Origin of the sequence: Cytobacillus sp. OWB-43, from assembly GCF_034651445.1 — a bacterium.
Lineage (GTDB): Bacteria > Bacillota > Bacilli > Bacillales > Cytobacillaceae > Cytobacillus > Cytobacillus kochii.
The window spans coordinates 1,829,374-1,853,897 of sequence record NZ_JAYEFF010000001.1 but is presented as its reverse complement, the minus strand read 5'-3'; the positions used below and the strand labels follow the sequence as shown (position 1 = coordinate 1,853,897).

Here is a 24,524-nt window from a genome sequence, read left to right as displayed (position 1 = left end):
CTACTATAACCATAATCAATAATTTTACCATAGGAAACCAGTATAAATAAAGTTATCCCATGCTTTCCTTTATTGTTGCTAGCAATTCGGCAAGTGCGATTAATTGTTCTTTCGAGGTTTCTGTTCCAGTAGATATTCTGAAAAATTCTTTCGCCGCTTTTCCATTAACACCGATGGCAGACATAGCTGAGGATGGCAATTGCGCATTGGTCGCACAAGCACTACCAGTAGCAATGCAAAAGCCTTTTCGGTTCGCTTCTAACATCACATACTGTCCCTCAATTCCAGGTATTCGCATCCCTATAGTAGATGGGATTTGTCTTTCTTTTGGTGCCTCATAAATAATAGAGTCAAAATGGACACAATGAGTGATGAAAGCTTGGCGAAGGATTTGTGCGTGCGTTCTTGTTTGTTTCCATGTTCTCATACTTTCATCCGCAGCTATTGTCATAGCGACTATAGCTGGTAGATTGACTGTACCTGGCCTCAATCCCTTTTCATGTGAAGTATTTGGTAGTAAGCCACGAATGGGATGTGCAGGATGTATATAGGCTAAACCGGCTCCTTTTGGTCCGTAAAATTTATGGGCAGATATTGCAAGACTATCAACGACTTGGCTCACAGGAGTGATATCTACTTTCGTAAAGGAATGGACACAGTCACAATGAAGGTAGATTTGATGAATTTTACATAATGCGCTTATTTCTTCGATTGGTTGGATTGAACCAAGTTCACTATTGGCATGTTGAATAATAGCAAGAATGGTATCTGGCCTAATAGCGGCCGCGAATTGTTTAGAATCAATTTGACCATTATGATCAAATGGTAGATAAGTCACCTCATAACCATTATCTTCAAGTATAGATAAAAAGTTAGAAATAGAAGAATGCTCAGCTAATGTGGTAATAATATGTCCTTTTGTATTCGTTAAGGTTAAAAGAGATCGGATACAAATAAGGTTACTTTCCGTCCCTCCACTCGTAAAATAAATTCCACTACTCGGTACATGTAGAAAAGAAGCTAGCGTCAAACGGCATTGTTCCAGTAAATCATGTGCCCGACTGCCTATATCATGAAAGCTTTCTGTGTTTCCATAAAATTCAGTAGCAGTTCTTACATATGCATCAGCCGCTTCTTTTGATAAGGGGCAAGTGGCGGCATAGTCTAAGTAAATCATAAATGGCTTCATTCCTTTGTTTTTGAATAGAAGGGGATGTATGAAGGTCTTATCCATCATCATCTGTATTCATTTCTAGGCTTTAACCTAATTATTACAAGTAGGGAAATAAATATTGTTAAAAACTCTTGTCATCAGTTTAAATCTGTGTAAATATAAGTGTCAAGACATATGTTAATTTTACCTGTATAGTTTACTGTCAGGAGGATCACAATGAAAAGTTTAGATGTGGTTATTATTGGGAGTGGTGTAGCTGCTCTTCAATTAGCACAAAAAATTCGTAATGATTTGCATGTGATAATTATCACAAAGTCAGATATGAGAAGTAGTAATTCTTATTTAGCACAAGGAGGGGTTGCTGCTTCGCTCAGTAAAGAGGATGATTGGGCCCTCCATTTACAAGATACTTTGAATGCTGGATGCTATCACAATGAGGAACGGGTTGTGGAAGCTTTAACAAAGGAGGCACCTGATTTAATTCATGAGTTAAGTGCACTAGGCTTTCCATTTGATGAGAATACAAACGGGGAATTATCACTTGGGTTAGAAGGAGCGCATTGTAAAAAAAGAATTGTGCATAGTGGCGGCGATGCGACGGGGAAGCATCTTGTTGATTTTATGATCAGTCAATTACCTAAACATATTGAAGTAATAACAAATGCATTTGTTTATGAGCTTCTCGTTAAACGAAAAATTTGCTATGGCGTAAAAGTGAAAAAAAAAGACGAAACCCATATCATTTTCGCCAAACATGTGGTTTTAGCAACTGGTGGGTGTGGTCAGTTGTTTCAATATACATCTAATAGCCCTGTTGTTACCGGTGATGGTTTAGCTCTTGCACATCGGGCAGGGGCTATATTAACGGATCTTGAATTTATTCAATTCCATCCGACTTTATTATACGTGGGTGGTGAAACGAAAGGTCTTATTTCTGAAGCTGTTCGTGGGGAAGGTGGCGTTTTAGTTGATGAACAAGGAATTTCGATAATGAAGGGAGTTCACCCACTTGAGGATTTGGCTCCGAGGCATATTGTCGCTCAAGAAATTTATCAAACTATGAAGCAAGGTAGAAAAGTTTATTTAAATATCCAGCAGGTGGCACGATTTACTACTCGATTTCCGACTATTAGTAAATTATGTGAAGCTAATGGTGTTAATCTTGAAGATCAATTAATACCAGTTTCGCCTGGTGCCCACTTTCTTATGGGTGGGGTCAAGACGAATGATAGTGGCGAAACAAGTATTGCTCATCTTTATGCAATGGGGGAAGTGGCAAGGACGGGCGTGCATGGAGCAAATCGTTTAGCTAGTAACTCTCTTTTAGAAGGTTTGTATTTTGGTAAAAAAGTAGCTCAGCAAATAAATAAGAGTAAGGATCATGACGTAGGTAAAAGAAGCGATTATCGTTTTGAAATTAAGAAAGAGAATATCCAAGGAAGATTACCTGCAAAAGAAGATATTCAAAACCGAATGATGGAATATGTTGGCATAGTAAGGAATAAGGCCAACTTACAAGATCAGTTACGTTATCTCAATCATTTTCATCTCCCACAATCATTAGATTATCTATCACAAGAGGAGATTGAAATCGTTTTTATGATGGAAATATCAAAATGCATTACGAAATCAGCCCTTAAACGGAATGAAAGTAGAGGGGGACATTTTCGTGAGGACTTTCCAATTGAAATGGAAGAATGGATGAAAAAAGAAATTAAGCATGAAAAGAAAGGTGATCATGATGAATACATTGAAACTTCGCAAACAATTAGAGCATTACTTCATTGAAGATATTGGTGAAAGAGATGTAACGACAGAATTGATCTTTGGAGAACACGAAAGAGGTGCAATTACTTTTCTAGCGAAGGATACAGGTGTGTTTTGCGGTAGAGAGATCATAACGACAGGCTTTCCTTTGTTATCTAATGAATGCCATTTTGAATTCTTCAAACAGGAAGGTGAGTGGTTTAATCAAGGGGAAGTCTTACTTAAAGTATATGGGCCAATCTCAGCACTTTTAAAAGGAGAGCGTGTAATTTTGAATTTAGTGCAACGAATGTGTGCAATCGCAACGAAAACAAAGAAAGCGGTTGATTTATTAAATAGCACACATACACGTATTGTCGATACAAGAAAAACAACACCTGGATTAAGAATGCTTGAGAAATATGCAGTTCGAACAGGTGGTGGTTATAATCACCGCTACGGATTATATGATGCGGTCATGATTAAAGATAATCATATAAGCTTTGCAGGCTCGATAAGTAAAGCAGTAGAAAGTGTGAAGTCAAAGATTGGACATATGGTTAAGATAGAGGTCGAAATTGAGAGTATAGCGCAATTGAATGAAGCGATTACTGCTGGCGCAGATGTCATTATGTTTGATAATCGTACACCTAATGAAATAAAAGATTGGTTAACTTATGTGCCGAAAGGTGTTATAACCGAGGCATCAGGAGGTATCCGTTTAGAGGAACTTCATAAGTATGGACAAACAGGTGTTGACTATATTTCGATTGGTGCTTTAACACATTCAGTTGCCGCACTTGATATTAGTGTGAGAATGTCTATGATAGAGAAGGAGAAGCGAAATGAATCTATTTGACACGATTGAAAAACAAACGATACTACCAGAAAAATATCGTTCTTTATCTAATGGGCAGTTAGAAAATATTGTGCGTCGCGTGAAGGGTACCTTTGGAGACAAGTTGTATATTCCAGGCCACCATTATCAAAAAGATGAAGTGATACAATTTGCTGATAGTACAGGTGATTCATTAAAATTAGCACAATTTTGTGCGCAGAATACCCGAGCTGAGTTTATCGTGTTTTGCGGTGTACATTTTATGGCAGAAACAGCCGATATCTTAACAACTAAAAATCAAAAAGTCTATTTACCAGATATGAGAGCGGGCTGTTCAATGGCTGATATGGCTAATATCCATCAAACAGAAAGAGGATGGGAGCTATTAACCGAGCGATTTGGGGAGACCATTTTACCGCTTACTTATGTAAATTCAACAGCTGCCATTAAATCATTTGTGGGTGAACATGGTGGAGCGACCGTTACTTCTTCCAATGCAGTAGAAGTGGTAAAATGGGCGCTCCAACAAAAGGAAAGGATTTTGTTCTTGCCGGATCAGCATCTTGGCAGAAATACAGCCTATAAGTTAGGTATTGCTTTAGATGAAATGGCAGTCTGGGATCCGATTCAACATAGATTAGAATTTGATGGAGGAAATGAGCAGATCAAAGTGATTTTATGGAAAGGTCATTGCTCAGTGCATGAGAATTTTACAGTGAGGAACATCGAAGATATACGAAAAAACAGACCAGAAATGAAAATCATTGTTCATCCTGAGTGTAGAAGAGAAGTTGTTGAGCGGTCTGATATGGATGGTTCTACGAATGATATTATTCAGGCAATCGAAAAGAGTAAGCCAGGTTCTCAGTGGGCAATTGGCACTGAAATGAACTTAGTAAATCGTCTCATTCAATCACATCCAGATAAACAGATTGTTTCATTAAATCCACATATGTGTCCATGTATGACAATGAATCGCATTGATTTAATGCATTTGGCATGGAATTTAGAAATGTTGGAGAAAGGTGAGCCCATAAATCAAATCAAGGTTGATGATCAAATCGCTGCAGGAGCAAAACAAGCTTTAGCACGCATGTTGGTAATAAAATAAATTGAAATAAGGCTACCTTTCATTAGGTAGTTTTTTTTATGGGTGAATCAAAAAATGTTGCTGTGGACAAAAAATCATTTCATAAGTCTGTTCAGAATTTTCATTAAAAAAATCCTTTTTTTGTGCTTTCCTTTAATGTTTATCATAATTTTCATGATTTCTGCATAAGTTTTTTTGAAGATTATTAGCAATTTGCCCATTCCTTCATAGAATATATGGACTCGTCGAGAAGTAGGTATGAGCCCGCACGTATTTATAGGTGTTAGGCAGCTACTTTTTATCCCGATTCGTTATAATCATTGATGGTATAAAGCTCTCATCAATGAAAGTTTGTTTTGTATAGGAGGGAACCAGCGTGAAAATCCATATCGTTCAAAAGGGTGATACCCTATGGAAGATTGCGAAGAAGTACGGCGTGAATTTCGAAGAGCTTAAAAAGATGAATACTCAGTTAAGTAACCCTGATATGATTATGCCGGGTATGAAAATTAAAGTACCAGGAGCAGGTGGGATGATTAAGAAGGAAGCACCCCTATCAGGAACAAAGATTAACGTAGGCTCTAAAAAAGAAATGCCAAAAGAGATGCCGAAAGAACAGGTAAAGAAGGAAGAAGTAAAGAAAGAAGCAGTAAAAAAAGAAGTGAAAAAACCGTATAAACCTAAAATGCCTAAACAAATCCTGCCGGATATCGATATAAACAACTACTATATGATGAATTTCGAAACACAAAAGCCGTTAAAACCTGTTCAAGAGCAAAAACCTTTAAAACCTGTTCAAGAACAAAAGCCGTTAAAGCCTGTTCAAGAACAAAAGCCGTTAAAACCTGTTCAAGAGCAAAAACCTTTAAAACCTGTTCAAGAGCAAAAACCTTTAAAACCTGTTCAAGAACAAAAGCCGTTAAAGCCTGTTCAAGAACAAAAGCCGTTAAAGCCTGTTCAAGAGCAAAAGCCGTTAAAACCTGTTCAAGAGCAAAAGCCGTTAAAGCCTGTTCAAGAGCAAAAGCCATTAAAACCTGTTCAAGAACAAAAGCCATTAAAACCTATGCCGCAATTACCACCAAAACCAACCAATATCTTACCTAAGTCGACTGAGGCATCACAATCTCCTTCTATTAAAGGGAAGGAGCAAATCCAAGGAGGTTATGATCAACTTATGTATCCTTATAACCCTAATATGTTCCAACCTGGCATGCAACAGCCTTACTATCCTCAAAATCAAGGTGCTTACAACCCCTATCAGCAACAAGGTATGGTAGCGGGTGTAGAGAGTCCGAATTATCATGAAGAAAGTTCTTCATATATGTCACCATATCAAAATCAACAACAGGCACAACTGTCGCCACAAGTAGGAGGTATGTACGACCAGCAAGCACAACTTCCGCCACAAGTAGGAGGTATGTACGATCAGCAAGCGCAACTCCCGCCGCAAGTAGGAGGTATGTACGATCAGCAAGCACAGCTCCCGCCACAAGTAGGAGGTATGTATGATCAGCAAGCACAGCTCCCGCCGCAAGTAGGAGGTATGTACGATCAACAAGCGCAGCTCCCTCCACAAGTGGGCGGTGCTTATGATCAACAAGCACAGCTCCCGCCGCAAGTGAGTGGTGCCTATGATCAACAAGCACAGCTTCCACCACAAGTAGGGGGAGCGTTTGATCAGCAATTACCGCTACAACCGACTTATATGATGCCGGCGATGCAGCAGCCTTGCTATCCATGCCCGCCACCATGTCCACCGCCATGCCCGCCACATCATATGATGCATCATCATGGTGTAATGCCGTTCTATCCACAGGTGCAAGGTGTGAGTGAGTCAGGAGAACAATTACCGTTAAGTCCAAGTCAAAGCCAGATGCCGTTAAGTCCTAGCCACAGTCAAATGCCAATGCCTCCAACTGTAGCAGGAACACAAGATTGTGGGTGTGGTGGCCCTCAATATCAAGCACCGATGAATCAGGGTTTTGGCTATCCTTATAGTCCGATGCCGCACCATGGTTCCCCATATGGCTATGCACCAATGGGTGGCGCACAACCGTTTGGAATGCCAAGAGGCTATGATGAAAGCAGTGACTTCGAAGGATAATGTTAAAGGAGACGATCATCATAATCGTCTCCTCTCCTATTTACAAAAGCAAATACCATGGACCATATTAGAAATTAATCAAATCAGGCAAAATGTTTTTAAAGTAGAAACAAACCACACACCATTTATATTAAAAGGGTTTCGTTCTTATCATAAGTTTAAACTTCAAGAAACATTTACCTCTTCATTAATAAAGGAGGGGTTTGTTCATACTTATTCCTTTCTTCCTTTAGCAAAGGATCCACCGTTATTTTTCGATGGAATTTATTTTGGATGCTTATTTTATATCCTCCCTTCTGAACAGCCTTTTACTTACCAAAACGAAACCAACCGTAAAGAAGGGTTAGATCTCATTGACAAATTTCATCATGTCTCAAAAAAATTAAAGGATCGTTATGTTACATTATTGTCCCCCCACCACCAGCGAGATAAATGGAGAATTCGGACTGTGCAATTCAAAAAAAATGAAAGTATTTTAAAGTATTTTATACCAAAAGAGATAATGGCTGAATATTTAGCATGGGCAGATTGGTCTTTATCTGGTATGGGGGGAAAAGAACAGACAATTGAAGCGAATGAAGTGATACTTCACGGTGATGTGGCTCATCATAATTTTATTCGCGATGATAGTAACCAATTATTTTTAATTGATTTTGACTTAATATCCATTGGCCAAAAGGAATATGATTATTTACAGTACGCAAACAGAATTTTGCCAACGCTTGATTGGGAGTTAAATGAAATGGAGAAGTTCCCTCAATTAAAGGAACTCACTACTAGTAACCAATCTTTGTACGCTCTCTCTTATCCAACTGATGTCTTTCGGGAGTGGAACAGGTGTATTCGAGAACGAACCTATATTTATCCAAAGAAAATGCGACCATTATTATCCTTAACCATTGATCAATTTCAGAAAAGGAAATTATTTGTGGAAGAGCTGAAAAAAAGAATAGATGGATAAATCTAATTTGTATGACTGCCCCTTGTTTTTTGCAAAATAGTAAAGAGATGAAAAATCTCCAATATTACCAGTGGGGGTATGTTAAATGCAAAAGAAGATTCTATTTGTCCCTTTTGCTGTTGTGATGTCGATGAGTTTAGCTGCCTGTGGTACGAATAACGATGCGAGTGAGACGACAGATGAGAACCGGAATCGGACGGTACCTATGGGTTATTATACGAATGAACAGCATAATCAAAAATCGAAATTTAACCTATTAAATGATGATGATGGTGCAGTAACAGAGTGGATGGATCATTCTCTAGGAGATGAAACGGATACAACAAGAGATGGGAAATTCAGCAAAACAGATGTCAATTATAATGGCCATATTGAGTATAATCATGTACCGCGGTCTAACTATTATCAATCTTATGAAGGAGAATTAATTGAAAAAGTTATCCATGATGCAGAAGAAGTAGAGCAAGTAAAAGAAGCGAGAGCGGCTGAGCATGACGGGAAGATAGTAATTGCTTTAAGACTAAATAAAGATGCGGATGAAAAGCAAGTTGAACAAGAGGTTTTTTCAAAGGTAAAATCCTTTGTTGGAGAGAGAAAAGTGAGAATTGTTACGAACGAAAGTCAATTCTTTCGCCTAAATACAATTGATAATGATGTAAAAGCAGGTCTCCCAATGGAAAAAATAAATGAGAATATTGATGAAATCTTTTATTCAAAGTAATCAATATAAATGAAGCACGAACAAGTTTGGAAATTAAATTTGTTCGTGCATTTTTTTTGGAGTTAGATGATTTACCTAATGTTTGTTATTTGATTTTAGTCCTATGAATAGGCTCAATCGGGAGTATGCGTATAAGGAAAAAAAAAGTGGAGAAAATATATAGTATTAAGAGGTGGATATACTTGGTGAAGGAGGGGCAATAATGAAGAAATTAAGTGCGATAACCTTAATTATCTTACTCATCACTTTTCCCTTTAGTATTCATAATAGCGTCCAAGCTGTAAGTCGTGGGAATGAAAACCAAACAATAAAAGAAATTAAACCAGAACAAATAGATATTATTTTAGAAAGAGAATATATTGATGGGGAAATTAGTCAGGAACGAGTGCGCGAAACGATATGGTCATTTGAAGATTTATGGGCAAAATACGATGAGTGGCAATTAATGGATATGAAAAAAGGAGAAATGGTTTTTCGTCAACAAGTGAATGATATTTCGCCATTATTAAAGGCAAATGGTTATTTTGGCATTACTGAAGATGGTGTACTCACCATTTTTAATGGAGAACCTAGAAAGGCACAAATTATTCAATCATTCTTTTCTATTGATTTAGGAAAGCTTGAAAGTAAAAAATGCGAGCAGTTGAAACAAGGGATTCCAATTAAGTCAAAGAATGATTACATGGAAGTTTTAAAATCTTTTAGCGGCTATTCTTTATAAATGAACTGTAGCGACCTTTTAAAGGTCGCTATTTTAAATGAGTAAAAGTTTATTTTGTCTTGGAGTGAGGAAAATCAAGAATGGTAGCAATTTTAAAAATATAAATAAATGGGCTAAACCGTATACTTACAAGTTGTAATGTAACTTAATTTTTGATAACATACAATTAAGTTACATTAAAATTTCTAGGAGGAAATCCTGTGGAGTTTGTGGATCCGATTAAGGATATAGAAGACATTAACAAAATTAAATCAGAATTAAGATTGCATTCACAAAGGGATGTACTCCTGTTTGTCTTAGGGATTAATACAGGGATAAGAGTGAGTGATTTATTATTTTTAAAGGTTAAAGATTTATGGGAGGAAGAGGGCTTAAAAGAATTTTTATATATTAAGGATGAAAAGAATGGTGATTCTCGTGCATTTTATTTAAATAACAGCATTTTGAAAGAACTAGCTTCTTATATGAAGTTATTTAAATTAAATGACAACGATTATTTATTTAAATCTAAAAAGAACAAACAACCTATTACAAGGCAACAAGCTTACCGTATCATTAACCAAGCGGCAAAAAAGGTTGGTGTACAAGGGAAAATTGGTACGCATACATTAAGAAAAACTTTTGGTTACCATGCCTATCGAAAAGGAATTGCCATTTCCATTCTAATGAACATATACAATCACAATACGCCAGCTGAAACGTTAAGGTATATTGGGATTGATAAATTCGATAAAAAGCTAATAAAAGTAGATGTCAATTTATAAAAAAAACACCTCCATATAATTGGAGGCGTTAAGAGGAAAGAAAGTATTATTTTTCATCTTCCTCGTCAAATTCAGGAGCCATATCAACGTTTTTGAAATCTTTTATGACATCATCTGTACATTCAACCTGCAGTGTTTTTTTATCTTTCATGAACTTAAACACACCATTATTAAAATCGGTACCGAGATCTTTGAAGAATATACCTTCATATTCTACATCATTAGAATATTTGAAAGTGAGTCGATAATGGTCCCCGTCCTTAATTAGATAAGCGCGAACACCTTTTTCAAAATGACCTTCTTCATCTTTTAATGATCGTGATACTGAGATAATATGCAGGTCGACAAAAGGTACTTCTCTTAATAGAGAGTTAATAATAGACCCTTTTGCAATTTGCTCCCAGCGACTTTGAGCCGTTTGCCCAAGAATGATTTGTGTTATATTTTTTTCGCGAGCGACATCAGCAATAACTTTAGAAACAGGTCTTCTTTCATTATCTTTTAAAATGAAAGCATCAGCACTGTGCATTTCAGCTAATTGCTGCCATTTCGTAATATAATGAGACTTCTCTGCATCCATATCATCAAAAGGCTTAGGGTCAATCGTTAAAATATATAGAGGGCAATCCATCATGTTTGCAATCTTGCATCCACGCTGAATAAGTCTTTCACCATTTGGTCCATAATAGACGCATACTAAAATGCTTTCGTCCATACGTCCTTTAATTTTTTTCATGTTTTGTCACCTCGAAATAGATGTGAAATTCATAAAAATTTACATTTAATATCAATAAACTATGTATGACTATATCCTATGCGAATGAAACAGTCAATTAAAAAATGAAATTTAATGAATTCTGCCATTTTTGAAATGTGGCAAGATAGTTAGAAACATTATTTTCCCCTAATTAAAACATTAATGTAATGGATAAATTAACATAAGACAGAATAAGTATGTCACCCCATTTTTAAAAAGCTTTTTTTATTAATATTCACCTATTCACAGTCATTTCAGGAGGAGGGACTACGGTTGACGATATTGCACATCATGATTTTAATTCCATTTGTTTTTGCGATTTTTGTCCCGCTGTTATATAAATACTTCAATAAAAGATTGCATACAGGTTGGTTTGTTATTCTAATTCCTATTATTATATTCGTTTATTTGCTTCAATTAATTCCTAAAATATCCTCAGGAGCAACAATATACGAAACGATACCATGGATCCCCTCGTTTGGTATTAATTTAGATATGTATGTAGATGGATTAAGTTTGATCTTTGGATTACTAATCACGGGTATTGGTGCACTCGTTATTTTATATTCGATTTATTATTTATCAAAAGAAAAGGAAGCACTTCACAATTTTTATGTGTATCTCCTTCTTTTTATGGGAGCGATGCTAGGACTTGTATTCTCAGATAATATACTTGTTCTATATGTTTTCTGGGAATTAACGAGTATCTCATCCTTTTTATTAATTGCCTATTGGTATGAGAGAGAAAAATCCAGATATGGTGCGCAAAAATCAATGTTAATTACGATTTTTGGCGGCTTAGCGATGTTGTCTGGTTTTATTATGCTATCGATGATAACGGACACGTATAGCATTAGAGAAATGTTTGCTATGAGTGAGACAATCATTGCTCATGATTTATTCTTACCAGCAATGATACTAATTTTACTAGGTGCTTTTACAAAATCAGCACAGTTTCCTTTTAGTATTTGGTTACCTGATGCAATGGAGGCGCCTACACCAATTAGTGCTTATTTGCATTCAGCAACAATGGTTAAAGCAGGAATTTATTTAGTTGCAAGATTAACCCCCATATTTGGTGGTACAGCAGAATGGTTTTGGATTATATCAATTGTTGGATTAATTACGCTATTGTATGGTTCATTCAACGCTGTGAAACAAATTGATTTAAAAGGATTACTGGCATATTCCACCATCAGTCAATTGGGAATGATTATGAGCTTGCTTGGAATTGGATCAGCTGCCCTTTATTTCGGTTACGGAAATGAAGCTGCTGTGTATGCAGCGGCGATTACAGCAGCTATTTTTCATATGATTAATCACTCTACATTTAAAGGTGCCTTATTTATGGTAGTGGGCATCGTTGACCATGAAACTGGTACGCGTGATATTAGACGTCTAGGTGGTTTAATGACTGTTATGCCTATCACATTTACAGTTGCCTTAATTGGTTCATTTGCAATGGCAGGTCTACCACCATTTAATGGGTTTTTAAGTAAGGAAATGTTTTTTGCATCTGTTGTTAAAGTAACGGAAATGGATGTATTTAATATGGAAACATTAGGTATACTGTTTCCAATTATCGCTTGGGTTGCGAGTGTTTTTACCTTTATATACAGTATGATTCTTGTCTTTAAGACATTTAGAGGGAAATATAAACCAGATCGATTAGAGAAGAAGGCGCATGAAGCACCAATAGGCATGCTTATTTCACCTATTATCCTTGCGTCATTGGTTATTGTTATTTTCTTCTTTCCTAATGTGATTGCTGATTTATTATTAGTTCCTGCCGTATCAGCGATTCTTCCTTCTTTAATAGAAGAAGGTGTACTGAATATCCATATTTCAGCTTGGCATGGATTTTCAGCCGAATTATATATGACAATTGGCGTCGTTGTTGTAGGAACAATCATGTATCTAATGTTGAAAAAGTGGACCAAAGTTTATCGTCTATATCCACAAAATTTAACCATTAATGCACTATACAATAATAGTTTGGAAACATCGCAAAGAATAGCAGCAAGTGTGACAAATAAATATATGACGGGGTACACGCGTGATTATCTTGCTTATATATTTACATTCTTCGTGTTATTAATTGGTGGTACATTAATCATTACTAATTCTATTACGATTGATTTGACCAATGATGCCCCTGTGAACATTTTTGAGTTAGCCATTATGTTCTCCATGCTAGTAGCTGCATTTACAATACTATTAGCGAAATCAAGGTTGACTGCTATTATCTCACTAGGTGTTTTAGGTTATTTAGTATCCTTGTTCTTCGTCATTTTTAGAGCACCAGATTTAGCTTTAACTCAACTAGTAGTAGAAACGGTCACTACAGCCTTATTCTTGCTTTGCTTTTTTCATTTACCAAAATTCAAAGAGCAAACGCAAAAGCATAAAAAAGGTGTTCCATTTAAGCCATTGAATTTAATTATATCGATTGCGGTTGGTGCAGTGGTAACAGTGTTCGCGTTTTCGGCAAATGGTACACAAATATTTGAACCGATAGCAAGTTATTATGAGGATTCATATGAATTAGCAGGAGCGAAGAATATCGTAAATGCGATATTAGTTGATTTCAGGGGTATTGATACGATGTTAGAAATCTTTGTGCTATGTATTACAGCATTAAGTGTATATACACTGATTAAATTACGATTTTCAAGGAGGGAGAAATAATGAAAAAGCCTAATGATATTATTTTAAGGGCTGTAACGAATGTAGCAGTAGTCATTATTCTTACCTTTGCTGTTTACTTGTTTTTTGCTGGACATCACAATCCAGGAGGCGGATTTATTGGAGGGCTAGCTTTCGCAGCAGCTCTCACGCTCTTGTTTTTAACATATGATATTGATTCAATTAGAGTTAACTTTCCGTTTGACTTTAAAGTTTTAACAGCTGTTGGTGTGCTTATAGCGGTATTTACTGGAGTGGGAGGAATCTTATTTGATCAGCCGTTCCTATTCCAAGCTTTTGATTATTTCGACTTACCAATATTCGGGAAAACCGAATTAGCGACTGCTGTGCTCTTTGATGTAGGTGTAGCTTTAGCTGTTATTGGAACAGCAATGGTTATTATTATGACAATTAGTGAGGATCGATAATATGGAAACTTTAATGTCGATCTTAATTGGTGTTTTATTTACAATCGGTACGTATTTAATATTAACGAAGAGCTTGATAAGAATTATTTTAGGAACTTCAATTATTAGTCATGGTGTTCATTTGCTTATTCTTACGATGGGGGGCTTAAAAAGTGGAGGTCCGCCTTTATTGGGGATAGATACAACAACCTTTACGGATGCGCTTCCTCAAGCTCTTATTTTAACTGCTATAGTTATCAATTTCGCAACGACAGCCTTGTTTCTCGTGTTAAGTTACCGAGCCTATCAAGAGCTGGGGACGGATAACACTGCAGAAATGAGAGGTGACGAGAATGAATAACTTAGTCATTATGCCGATCATTGTACCTCTTATTATTGGTTTAGTGATGGTCATATTTAGACAGAAAATACTTTTCCATAAGATTTTAAGTGTGTTTACGCTAATAGCTACGGGAGTTATTTCAGGATTTTTGATTTACCAGGTGAAATATAATGGTATTCAAACATTACAATTAGGTGGTTGGGAAGCGCCTTTTGGTGTCAGTATGGTAGCGGATATGTTTTCGGGACTACTTTTATTGACAACAAGTATTGTTGGTCTACTTTGTCTTATCTTTGCTTTTGGTTCCATTGGTGAGGATCGAGAAAGGCATTACTTTTATCCCCTGTTCCTATTCTTAATTACAGGAGTAAATGGTTCTTTTCTCACAGGTGATGTTTTTAACTTATTCGTGTGTTTTGAAGTAATGTTAATCTCCTCCTATGCATTAATCACGTTAGGTGGAGAGAAGAAGCAATTAAGAGAGTCAATCAAATATGTGTTAATCAACCTACTAGCATCTTTCCTATTTTTAGCAGCTGTTGCGTATTTATATTCAGTAACAGGGACGATTAATATGGCACATTTAGCAGAACGTGTAGGAGAAGTAGGGCAGAGTGGGATTATTACTGCAGTGGCAATGATGTTTTTATTTGTCTTTAGTTTAAAGGCGGGTTTATTCTTATTCTTTTGGTTACCGGGATCTTATAGTGCACCTCCAACAGCTGTAGCGGCAATCTTTGCAGCGCTACTTACGAAAGTAGGAATATACGCGATCTTTAGATTCTTTACTTTGATTTTTTATCATCAACCTGAGGTTACACATTTAATTATTGGTATTATGGCTGCTATTACTATGCTGCTCGGTGCAATTGGTGCCATTGCCTTTAATGATATTAAAAAGATTTTAACATATAATGTCATAGTTGGTGTTGGATTTATATTAGCAGGCTTAGCTACGTATACACATGAAGGATTAACTGGTTCAATCTATTATTTAATACACGATATGGTGATTAAAGCAGTTATTTTCCTTATCGGCGGTGTGATTATTGCTCTTGTAGGTACAAGCAAACTGAATGATATTAGTGGTCTAATTAAGACACACCCTTACCTAGGATGGATGTTCTTTATTGTTGCTCTTTCAATAGCGGGTATTCCTCCATTAAGCGGTTTTATCGGCAAAGTATATATAACAGAAGGAACCTTTGCAGTTGGCTATTACTGGCTAGGGGCAATTGGGTTAATAACGAGTTTAATGGTGCTCTTTTCTGTCATGAAGATATTTATGAACAGCTTTTGGGGAGAAACGATTCTATCAGAAGATATGGAAAAGAGCAGCACGAAAGGTGTCATGTTTCCAATAGTAACACTCGTTTTGTTAACAGTTGGACTTGGATTAGGCGCAGAGGGATTATATGATTACGTGAATATAGCTGTTGAATCTTTAATGAATCCTTCTTCTTATATTGAAGCCGTTTTACTAGGGTATAGCGATTAATATCATTCTAATAGAAAGGGCGGTGAGCGAGCATGGCTATGCAAGTACTAGTCAATTTATTCATTGCTGCGTTATGGATGTTTTTGCAGGATGAATGGAGTTTTTTATCTTTTTTTAGTGGTTATATTGTAGGGATATTTATTTTATTTTTAATAAGAAGATTTTTTGATGATAATTTTTATATCGTTACTTTTATGAACATCCTTAGTCTTTTGTTAGTGTTTATTCATGAGCTATTTACCTCTAGTATGGAAGTTGTGAAACAAGTAATTAAACCAAAACTAGATATTAGGCCAGGCATTTTTACATTGGAGACAGAATTAGAAGGTGATATCGAATTAGCATTGCTTTCTTTTCTCCTTTGTTTAACACCAGGTTCGGTAGTGGTTGAGGTAGGAAATGATAACAAAACGTTTTATGTTCATGGACTTGATATCCCAACTTCGAGTGAATCGCTATTAAAGTCCAAGGTTCGATTCGAAAAGTCTATTAAGAGGGTGACAGGAAGATGATTGAGAGTTTATTAGTAGTTGCATTATGTTTTCTTGTCCTATCTATTTTAGCAGCAGTATATCGGCTTATTAAGGGTCCGTCTATTCCGGATCGCGTGCAGGCACTTGATAATATAGGAGTAAATATTATTGCGGCGATAGCGATCATTTCTATATTCATGCGGACGAGTGCGTTCTTTTCAGTCATGTTATTACTGGGAATTTTATCGTTTATTGGTACGATAGCCTTTGCGCGTTTTCTAGAGAGGGGGAAAGTCATTGAATCTGACCGTAACAAGTGAGTTAGGAGCAGGGATTCTCATTATTATAGGGACATTGTTTAGTTTTCTTAGTGCAATCGGTATTTTGCGTTTACCAGATGTATATACAAGGTCTCATGCAGCTTCAAAGAGTTCGACGATTGGTGTGTTATTTACGCTTGTAGGTACTTTAATCTTTTTTCTTGTTCATGAAGGTGTCTTTAGTATTCGATTAATATTAGTCATTTTCTTTGTTTTTTTAACTGCACCTGTATCAGCGCATCTCATCTCACGCTCCGCTTATCGCTCAAAAGTTCCAATGGCTGATGTCACTGTTCAAGATGAGTTAAAGAAAGTATTGGTAGGGAAAGATCGGGAAGGAGACCAGTCTTAATGGCTGGTTTTTTCTTTTATTCCCTAAGCGGCGATAATCTTGCAAACGTGTGCAATTAATTTGCAATGGTTAGTCCACTATTCTCAGTGGTCTGCAGGTGAAAGGAATGATAGTCGTAGCGTAAATAGATATCCTTTTTTCTTCAAGGCGATTTTGTAGTATAATGGTGGGAGGTATGCAAAAGAGGGAGAGAATAAATTTTGTTTGAATATATTATTGGTCGTGTTGACTTCATCGGGCCAGAATACATTGTAGTTGAGAATAATGGGATTGGGTACCAAGTAATTACACCAAACCCATTTAGATATACGACCGATCAAGAAGTGAAAATTTATACATATCATCATGTCAGAGAAGATATTGAATCACTATATGGTTTTACATCACGACAGGAAAAAGCTTTATTCATGAAATTGCTCAATGTAACTGGTATTGGTCCAAAAGGAGCACTGGCAGTTCTTGCTACAGGTCAGCCAGAAGCGGTTGTTCATGCAATTGAGCATGAAGATGAGGCATTTCTTGTGAAGTTCCCAGGTGTAGGTAAAAAAACGGCTAGGCAGATGATTCTTGATTTAAAAGGGAAACTAGTTGATATTGTACCAGACTTGTTACCGAACTTATTTACAGAAGAGAAACAAATAAAAAGTAATCGAAACCATGAATTAGATGAAGCTCTTCTGGCGTTAAAAGCACTAGGCTATTCTGATAAAGAATTAAAGAAAATAACGAAAGATTTAAGTGCTGAAACATTAACTACCAATCAGTATATTAAATTGGCTTTGCAAAAGCTGCTTAAGTAAGAAAGAAGGCAAGGCATGGAAGGATGGTTAACAAATGGATGAGCGTATTATATCAGGAGAAGCGGATCATCAGGATACCTCATTTGAATATAGCTTACGTCCACAAACCTTAGCACAGTATATCGGCCAAGATCAGGTAAAGGAGAATTTGCGCATCTTTATAGAAGCAGCGAAAATGCGTAATGAAACCTTGGATCATGTTCTTCTTTACGGACCACCAGGCCTAGGAAAAACTACTTTAGCAACGATTATTAGTAATGAGATGGGCGTTAATATTCGGACAACAGCAGGGCCAGCCATTGAACGGCCTGGTGATTTAGCGGCTGTCTTGACTTCACTTGAGCCTGGTGATGTATTATTTATAGATGAGATTCATCGTTTGCCAAGGGCAATAGAAGAAGTATTATACCCGGCAATGGAGGATTTTTGTCTTGATATCGTGATTGGAAAAGGCCCAAGTGCTCGTTCTGTCAGACTGGATCTTCCCCCTTTTACTTTAGTTGGTGCTACAACGAGAGCAGGCTCTTTATCTGCCCCTTTAAGGGATAGGTTCGGGGTTATGAGTAGACTGGAATATTATAATGAGGGACAACTAAAGGAAATCGTTGTAAGAACAGCGGCGATTCTCGATACAGAAATAGACGAAGAAGCGGCAGATGAGATTGCTCGACGCTCAAGAGGAACCCCTCGTATTGCAAACCGATTGCTTCGTAGAGTTAGGGATTATGCTCAAGTGCGAGGGGATGGTGCAGTAAACCAACAGTTTGCAAACGAGGCATTAGAGATGTTACAGGTCGATAGATTAGGCTTAGATCATATTGATCATAAGTTACTTAGGGGCATGATTGAGCGCTTTCGTGGTGGTCCAGTAGGATTAGATACAATTGCTGCAACCATTGGAGAAGAAGCACATACGATAGAAGATGTGTACGAACCCTATTTATTACAAATTGGTTTTTTACAAAGGACACCAAGGGGCAGAATTGCGACACAGCTTGTTTATCAACATTTTCAAATGGAGGTGCCATCCAATTGCCAAAATGGTTCATGATTATTGGTGGTCTTCTATTTGTTATTGGTTTTCTTATGCATTTTTTCAATTTAGGAAAGCTCCCTGGAGATATTGTATTTAGAAAAGGGAATACAACTGTTTATTTCCCAATTGTAACGTCAATTATTATTAGTGTGATACTTTCCTTAATTGTCTATTTTATTGGGAAGTCACGTTAAATTATTCAAAAGTTGGAGACGAGACAAAATGAAAGTAGATTTATTTGATTTTAATTTACCAGAAGAGTTAATTGCGCAAACACCGCTTAAAGACAGAACAAGTAGCCGATTAATGGTATTAGATAAGGAGACGGGAGCGGTCCGTCATGACGTGTTTAAACATATTTTAGAATATTTACAGCCAGGTGATGCACTAGTATTGAATGATACAAGAGTATTGCCAGCACGACTTTTTGGAATGAAAGAAGAAACGGGAGCAAAATTAGAAGTGTTACTGTTGAAACAGCTTGAAAATGATCAATGGGAAACACTTGTAAAGCCAGCAAAACGGGTGAAAGTAGGGACAGAAATTATCTTTGGCGATGGTCAGCTGAAAGCGGTATGCCTTGAAGAGAGTGACCATGGTGGACGTGTTCTCAAGTTCAAATATGAAGGGATTTTTTACGAGGTATTAGAGCAATTAGGTGAAATGCCATTGCCACCCTATATTAAAGAACAACTAGAGGATCGAGATCGTTATCAAACGGTTTATGCAAAGGAGAATGGCTCTGCTGCAGCACCTACAGCTGGTTTACATTTTACTGAAGAACTATTAGAAGAAATAAAAGCGCGTGGAATTGAGATTCTTTTCATTACCCTTCATGTGGGTTTAGGTACGTTCAGACCAGTAAATGTAGATGACATTGATCATCATGAAATGCACGCCGAGTTCTATCAAATGACAAAAGAAACAGCTCAAACGTTGAACCGAATTCGGGAAAGCGGTCATAAAATCATCAGTGTTGGTACAACTTCAACAAGAACACTTGAAACAATTGCTACTGCTTTTAACGGACGTTTTGAAGAGTCAAGTGGTTGGACTGATATCTTTATCTTCCCTGGGTATGAATTTAAGGCGATTGATGGCATGATCACGAATTTTCACTTACCAAAATCAACGTTGATTATGCTTATTAGTGCATTGGCTGGTCGTGAGCATGTGCTTGAAGCATATAAGCAAGCAGTAGAAGAAAGGTATCGTTTCTTTAGTTTTGGAGATGCAATGTTTATTAAATAAAAGAGTTTGATATGGAAAAGGAGTTACGTCATGACAGCTATACGTTATGAATTGATAAAAACATGTAAACAAACAGGCGCGAGACTTGGACGTGTTCACACACCTCACGGCTCATTTGAAACACCTGTTTTCATGCCAGTAGGTACGCTAGCGACGGTGAAAACAATGTCACCGGAAGATCTAGTGAATATGGGGGCAGGAATAATTTTAAGTAATACGTATCATCTATGGTTACGACCTGGTCATGAGTTGATAAAGGAAGCGGGAGGCTTACATGAATTCATGAATTGGGATCGTGCTATTTTAACTGATTCCGGTGGATTCCAAGTATTTAGTCTTAGTGATTTTAGAAAGATTGAAGAAGAGGGTGTCCATTTCCGTAATCATTTGAATGGAGATAAACTATTTCTTTCACCTGAAAAGGCCATGCAAATACAAAACGCACTGGGCTCAGATATTATGATGGCATTTGATGAATGTCCACCTTTCCCAGCAACACATGAATATATGAAAAAATCTGTTGAGCGAACATCTAGGTGGGCCGAGAGATGTTTAGAAGCACATGAACGACCAAACGACCAAGGTTTATTTGGTATTGTTCAAGGTGGCGAATATAATGATTTACGTGCTCAAAGTGCGAAAGACCTTGTTTCACTTGATTTTCCTGGCTATGCAATAGGGGGGTTATCAGTTGGGGAACCAAAGGATATAATGAATAGAGTGTTGGAAGAAACAACACCACTTCTGCCCAATCATAAGCCTCGTTATTTAATGGGTGTCGGTTCACCGGATTCCTTAATTGATGGTGCGATTCGTGGGGTAGATATGTTTGATTGTGTATTACCAACAAGGATTGCAAGAAATGGCACGTTAATGACGAGCGAAGGAAGATTAGTTGTTAAGAATGCGAAGTATGCACGTGACTTTGGTCCGCTAGATGAGAATTGCGATTGCTATACTTGTCGAAATTATAGTCGTGCCTATATAAGACACTTAATAAAATGTGACGAAACTTTCGGAATAAGGCTTACAACTTATCATAACCTTTATTTTCTGTTAAAATTAATGGAAAAGGTCAGAGAGGCAATCAGAGAGGATCGTCTAGGTGACTTTAGAGAAGAATTTTTCGAGAAATATGGTTTTAATAAGCCGAACGCGAAAAACTTCTAATACTTGAAAGGAGGGGAAAAGAGAATATGGATATTTTAGCTACTATTGGGCCGTTAGTCATTATGTTTGTGCTGTTTTATTTCCTTTTAATCAGACCACAACAAAAACGTCAAAAAGCGGTTAATCAAATGCAGAATAGTCTGAAAAAAGGCGATAAAGTAGTTACAATCGGTGGTTTACATGGTTTTGTAGATGCAATCGATGAGGACAAAGTCGTTATCAAGTGTGGCGATGGAAGCCGTCTTACATACGACCGTCAAGCGATTCGTGAAGTAACTGAATCAGCTCCCGGTACCGTTTAAGAATGAAAAAGCTGTTTGAAGTAGTTTTCCTACTTCAAACAGCTTTTTTCATTTTCACTTAACTTCTATTTTGATTTTGAACTCATGTTTACACCTAAAATACCACCCATCATTGCAATGAGAATATAGCAAATAAAGTATACGATTTGTTGAGGATTAAATAGTTTATCAAAACCGAGATATTGGAATAAAAAAATAATGATTGTATAAATCGCACCAGTTATCCCGCCGAGCATCCATCCCCTTTGTTTTCCTTTCCCACCTGAAATGAAACCTCCAGTAAAGAGAGCAATAAAAGAAATGGCTGTCATTACATATTGAACAGAAGACTCTTGTAAGGAAGTAAACCTCAATATAAGAGCGAAAATAAAACTACTAACAATTGCCAATGTGAAAATGGCTATAAGGCCATGTAAAACGGAAGTCCCTAATGCCTTCGATTCTTCGATTGGAAACCTCCCCTTTCTCTTTTGATAAAATTCCTTTGTACAAGCATATTCTGCGGATGGAAAAATAGAAGCAAAATCATAAAATATTTCTTACTCTATTTGATTAAATTGAGAAGTCCTGTACAAGCTAATCTTATAAAGAGGTGGCTATTTTGGAAGAATATTTTATTGTTATATTTCGAACGATTTTACTATATGTTTTAATGACTATCATTTATCGCATCATGGGGAAAAGGGAAATTGGTGAGCTTAGTATACTTGATTTAGTCATTTCAATAATGATTGCTGAGTTGGCTGTTGTTGCGATTGAGAAGAGTGACGAGAAATTATTTAGGAATATTCTTCCTATGCTTATTCTGATGGTTGTACAGATTATTTCCGCCTATTGGTCATTAAAAAGTAAGAAAATGAGGGATCTTGTTGATGGAAAACCAGTCATTTTAATTAATAAAGGGAAGATTGATGAGAAAGCGATGAAAAAACTGCGCTACAATTTAGATGATCTCCTTATGCAACTACGTGAAAAAGATATTTCACTTATATCTGATGTCGAATATGCAATACTAGAGGTATCCGGGAGCTTGTCTGTGATTGAAAAGAGCAATCAGTCATCACAAGCGGACCTTACCCCATCATTTACCCTTCCTCTTGTCATGGACGGGAGAATAAATAGTGAAAACTTAGCATTAATCAATAAGGATGAAGAATGGTTGAAGAAAGAATTAAAGGAAAAAGGGGTCCATGATATTTCAAGGGTGTCCTTATGTAGTTTTGAAAATAATACATTTTATATTGATTTAATTGATGAGAAATAGAAAAGATGTTCATGGGTAGAAAAAACTGAGTGTGTAAATCTAGTCACTCAGTTTTTTATATGAAGGCTATCTAAACATAAATTTCGCTAAAAACTGACCGACTCCCGGAAGTCCTTGTACATCACCTTTTCTAATGAGCTTTGTGAAAATCATGATGATTAGATAGAGTAAACTCATAATCATTGCCCCACATAGGATAGTAGGTACGATGGTGAAATTTAGGTACTTAATTGTAATATATCCGATATAACCGGTTAGGAGCATAGCGCCCGATGTGATTAAGTATTCACGCATATGAATGGTATAAGAAATGGCTTTTAACAAAGTGGCGAAATGCAGTAGAGTAACTAATACAAAGCCGACAATTAACCCGAGCGCTACTCCTGTAATACCAAAGGCAGGCTGGCTTCCAAGAATAAAGATAACCGCAATTTTAGCAACCGCACCAATCAGGCTATTGATCATGGCAGCACGTGCTAAATCTAGGGCTTGTAGCGCAGACTGCAGTGGCTGTTGGAAATAGTAGAATAGGAAAAGAGGCGCCATTAATTTTAGGAAGTCGGTACCTGTTGTCGAACCATACATGACAGTCATTAATGGTTCAGCCAGAATATAAATAACTACAACTGAAAGACCACCTGTGGTTAAAGAAATCCTTAATGCTTGCTGCAGACGATATTCAATTAAATGAAAGTTATTTACTGCTTTCGCTTCGCTAATGGCAGGTACGAGTGAGGTGGAGAGCGCCATATTAATGAATGATGGTAGCATTAACAAAGGAAGAGCAAATCCGGTTAAGGCACCATATCCTTCTGTAGCAGCAATAGTAGAAACACCAGCTATAGCAAGACTATAAGTTACAACAATTGGCTCTAAAAACCAAGCGACAGAACCGATCATTCTACTTCCAGTCGTAGGTAATGCCACTTCCATAAGTTGTTTAAACGTATCCTTGCCCTTACGGATATGTTGGAAAAATTGTCTTCGTACCTTAAACTTCTTTTTTAATTTAAATGATGCTAGTAAATAAATGAGTGACGCTAATTCGCCAATTACGGATGCAAGCATAGCTCCCGCTGCAGCATATTCAATCCCGTATGGCAAAAATGCTTTAGTTAGTGCAGCAATTAATGTGATTCTTACAACTTGTTCAATAAGTTGTGAATAAGCGGCCGGCTTCATATTTTGCTTACCTTGGAAATATCCGCGTATGACAGAAGAGACGGCAATAATCGGCACAACAGGTGCGATAGCTAATAATGGATATAGCGTCCTGTTATCTGTTAATAAATGCTCTGAAAGATAGGGAGTTAATAAAATTAAAGCTGGTGTAAATAAGATCGATAATGATAATGTACTAGCTAATGAAACAATGAGGATTTTTTTTGTTTTTTCCGTATCTCCTCTTGCTTCCGCTTCCGCCACATTTTTTGAAATTGCTACGGGTAAACCAAGCTGTGTAATTGTTACGACTAGAATAAATGTAGGAAAAGCCATCATATAAAGACCGACACCTTCAGCTCCAATGAACCTTGCGATGACAATCCGATTAATAAACCCGAGTACTCTAGTTACAAGTCCAGCAAATAAGAGAATAATCGTTCCTTGAATAAATTTCGACATTGTACACCCTGCCTTCTCAAATGAAAGGTATTCATATACAATTAATCTATATGCAAGAAGATGGACAAAGCATGACAAGCTTTCGTAATTAAAGTGAGTTATATTTAAAAAAAGGAGAGTTGAA

At 36.8% G+C, this 24,524-nt stretch carries 26 protein-coding genes; 22 read left to right on the top strand and 4 right to left on the bottom strand.

Features of this window, described 5'->3' with window-relative positions:
• Positions 1–52: 52 nt before the first annotated feature.
• Positions 53–1,177, bottom strand: a complete 1,125-nt coding sequence (locus tag U9M49_RS09160; protein WP_095372416.1) for an IscS subfamily cysteine desulfurase — start codon at positions 1,175–1,177, stop codon at positions 53–55.
• Between the two features lie 213 nt (positions 1,178–1,390).
• Here U9M49_RS09160 and nadB point away from each other — a divergent pair, with 213 nt between their 5' ends.
• The 8 genes from nadB (at position 1,391) to U9M49_RS09120 (ending at position 10,119) form a co-directional block, all read left to right on the top strand.
• The gene (gene nadB, locus U9M49_RS09155) at positions 1,391–2,962 is read left to right on the top strand and encodes an L-aspartate oxidase (protein ID WP_307312755.1); all 1,572 of its coding nucleotides are present in this window, start codon (positions 1,391–1,393) and stop codon (positions 2,960–2,962) included.
• Complete coding sequence (gene nadC / locus U9M49_RS09150) at positions 2,916–3,779, top strand: carboxylating nicotinate-nucleotide diphosphorylase (protein WP_322909632.1); 864 nt, start codon at positions 2,916–2,918, stop codon at positions 3,777–3,779. Before nadB ends, nadC begins: the two co-directional genes overlap by 47 nt.
• Positions 3,766–4,869, top strand: coding sequence for a quinolinate synthase NadA (nadA, locus tag U9M49_RS09145; RefSeq protein ID WP_322909631.1), 1,104 nt, complete (start codon positions 3,766–3,768; stop codon positions 4,867–4,869). Before nadC ends, nadA begins: the two co-directional genes overlap by 14 nt.
• Before the next feature lie 355 nt (positions 4,870–5,224).
• On the top strand, positions 5,225–6,952 hold the full coding sequence (safA, locus tag U9M49_RS09140) for a SafA/ExsA family spore coat assembly protein (protein ID WP_322909630.1): 1,728 nt from the start codon (positions 5,225–5,227) through the stop codon (positions 6,950–6,952).
• Positions 6,927–7,913, top strand: a complete 987-nt coding sequence (locus U9M49_RS09135; protein ID WP_095372421.1) for a phosphotransferase — start codon at positions 6,927–6,929, stop codon at positions 7,911–7,913. The genes safA and U9M49_RS09135 overlap by 26 nt, the downstream gene beginning before the upstream one ends.
• 85 nt (positions 7,914–7,998) lie before the next feature.
• Positions 7,999–8,634: a YhcN/YlaJ family sporulation lipoprotein gene (locus tag U9M49_RS09130; protein ID WP_322909629.1), complete on the top strand. Its 636-nt coding sequence runs from the start codon at positions 7,999–8,001 to the stop codon at positions 8,632–8,634.
• 202 nt (positions 8,635–8,836) lie between these two features.
• Positions 8,837–9,355: an intercompartmental signaling factor BofC gene (locus U9M49_RS09125; RefSeq protein WP_095372423.1), complete on the top strand. Its 519-nt coding sequence runs from the start codon at positions 8,837–8,839 to the stop codon at positions 9,353–9,355.
• Between the two features lie 200 nt (positions 9,356–9,555).
• Entirely contained in the window at positions 9,556–10,119 is a 564-nt protein-coding gene (locus U9M49_RS09120; RefSeq protein ID WP_095372424.1) for a tyrosine-type recombinase/integrase, read from the top strand.
• Between the two features lie 46 nt (positions 10,120–10,165).
• Here the strand turns inward: U9M49_RS09120 and U9M49_RS09115 are convergent, their stop codons facing one another.
• The gene (locus tag U9M49_RS09115; protein ID WP_095372425.1) at positions 10,166–10,855 is read right to left on the bottom strand and encodes a universal stress protein; all 690 of its coding nucleotides are present in this window, start codon (positions 10,853–10,855) and stop codon (positions 10,166–10,168) included.
• Positions 10,856–11,149: 294 nt separating this feature from the next.
• On the opposite strand from U9M49_RS09115, the gene U9M49_RS09110 reads away from it, so the two are divergent.
• The 13 genes from U9M49_RS09110 (at position 11,150) to yajC (ending at position 21,513) form a co-directional block, all read left to right on the top strand.
• Complete coding sequence (locus U9M49_RS09110; RefSeq protein WP_157733924.1) at positions 11,150–13,564, top strand: Na+/H+ antiporter subunit A; 2,415 nt, start codon at positions 11,150–11,152, stop codon at positions 13,562–13,564.
• A complete protein-coding gene (locus U9M49_RS09105) occupies positions 13,564–13,989 on the top strand; it encodes a Na(+)/H(+) antiporter subunit B (protein WP_095372426.1) in 426 nt (141 codons plus the stop codon). The genes U9M49_RS09110 and U9M49_RS09105 overlap by 1 nt, the downstream gene beginning before the upstream one ends.
• 1 nt (position 13,990) lies before the next feature.
• Positions 13,991–14,329 carry a Na(+)/H(+) antiporter subunit C gene (locus tag U9M49_RS09100; RefSeq protein ID WP_095372427.1) on the top strand — a complete coding sequence of 113 codons (339 nt, stop codon included), beginning with the start codon at positions 13,991–13,993 and terminating at the stop codon, positions 14,327–14,329.
• The gene (locus U9M49_RS09095; RefSeq protein ID WP_095372428.1) at positions 14,322–15,809 is read left to right on the top strand and encodes a Na+/H+ antiporter subunit D; all 1,488 of its coding nucleotides are present in this window, start codon (positions 14,322–14,324) and stop codon (positions 15,807–15,809) included. Before U9M49_RS09100 ends, U9M49_RS09095 begins: the two co-directional genes overlap by 8 nt.
• Before the next feature lie 32 nt (positions 15,810–15,841).
• Positions 15,842–16,321 carry a Na+/H+ antiporter subunit E gene (locus tag U9M49_RS09090; protein WP_095372429.1) on the top strand — a complete coding sequence of 160 codons (480 nt, stop codon included), beginning with the start codon at positions 15,842–15,844 and terminating at the stop codon, positions 16,319–16,321.
• On the top strand, positions 16,318–16,602 hold the full coding sequence (locus U9M49_RS09085; RefSeq protein ID WP_095372430.1) for a Na(+)/H(+) antiporter subunit F1: 285 nt from the start codon (positions 16,318–16,320) through the stop codon (positions 16,600–16,602). Before U9M49_RS09090 ends, U9M49_RS09085 begins: the two co-directional genes overlap by 4 nt.
• Positions 16,580–16,954 carry a monovalent cation/H(+) antiporter subunit G gene (mnhG, locus tag U9M49_RS09080; protein ID WP_095372431.1) on the top strand — a complete coding sequence of 125 codons (375 nt, stop codon included), beginning with the start codon at positions 16,580–16,582 and terminating at the stop codon, positions 16,952–16,954. The genes U9M49_RS09085 and mnhG overlap by 23 nt, the downstream gene beginning before the upstream one ends.
• Positions 16,955–17,154: 200 nt before the next feature.
• Positions 17,155–17,754: a Holliday junction branch migration protein RuvA gene (gene ruvA, locus U9M49_RS09075; RefSeq protein WP_322909628.1), complete on the top strand. Its 600-nt coding sequence runs from the start codon at positions 17,155–17,157 to the stop codon at positions 17,752–17,754.
• A 34-nt stretch (positions 17,755–17,788) separates the two neighbouring features.
• On the top strand, positions 17,789–18,805 hold the full coding sequence (ruvB, locus tag U9M49_RS09070; RefSeq protein WP_095372433.1) for a Holliday junction branch migration DNA helicase RuvB: 1,017 nt from the start codon (positions 17,789–17,791) through the stop codon (positions 18,803–18,805).
• Positions 18,802–18,984 (top strand): DUF2905 domain-containing protein, encoded by a 183-nt coding sequence (locus U9M49_RS09065; protein WP_095373638.1) that lies wholly within the window; start codon positions 18,802–18,804, stop codon positions 18,982–18,984. The genes ruvB and U9M49_RS09065 overlap by 4 nt, the downstream gene beginning before the upstream one ends.
• Positions 18,985–19,012: 28 nt before the next feature.
• On the top strand, positions 19,013–20,041 hold the full coding sequence (queA, locus tag U9M49_RS09060; protein WP_307312771.1) for a tRNA preQ1(34) S-adenosylmethionine ribosyltransferase-isomerase QueA: 1,029 nt from the start codon (positions 19,013–19,015) through the stop codon (positions 20,039–20,041).
• A 30-nt stretch (positions 20,042–20,071) separates the two neighbouring features.
• On the top strand, positions 20,072–21,211 hold the full coding sequence (gene tgt / locus U9M49_RS09055) for a tRNA guanosine(34) transglycosylase Tgt (RefSeq protein WP_095372434.1): 1,140 nt from the start codon (positions 20,072–20,074) through the stop codon (positions 21,209–21,211).
• A gap of 26 nt (positions 21,212–21,237) precedes the next feature.
• Positions 21,238–21,513: a preprotein translocase subunit YajC gene (gene yajC / locus U9M49_RS09050; RefSeq protein ID WP_095372435.1), complete on the top strand. Its 276-nt coding sequence runs from the start codon at positions 21,238–21,240 to the stop codon at positions 21,511–21,513.
• A 65-nt stretch (positions 21,514–21,578) separates the two neighbouring features.
• Here yajC and U9M49_RS09045 read toward each other — a convergent pair whose 3' ends face one another.
• Positions 21,579–21,962, bottom strand: coding sequence for a TIGR04086 family membrane protein (locus U9M49_RS09045; RefSeq protein ID WP_095373639.1), 384 nt, complete (start codon positions 21,960–21,962; stop codon positions 21,579–21,581).
• A 152-nt stretch (positions 21,963–22,114) separates the two neighbouring features.
• Here U9M49_RS09045 and U9M49_RS09040 point away from each other — a divergent pair, with 152 nt between their 5' ends.
• The gene (locus tag U9M49_RS09040) at positions 22,115–22,777 is read left to right on the top strand and encodes a DUF421 domain-containing protein (protein ID WP_412728586.1); all 663 of its coding nucleotides are present in this window, start codon (positions 22,115–22,117) and stop codon (positions 22,775–22,777) included.
• 66 nt (positions 22,778–22,843) lie between these two features.
• Here U9M49_RS09040 and spoVB read toward each other — a convergent pair whose 3' ends face one another.
• A complete protein-coding gene (gene spoVB, locus U9M49_RS09035) occupies positions 22,844–24,400 on the bottom strand; it encodes a stage V sporulation protein B (RefSeq protein WP_095372437.1) in 1,557 nt (518 codons plus the stop codon).
• Positions 24,401–24,524 lie beyond the last annotated feature (124 nt).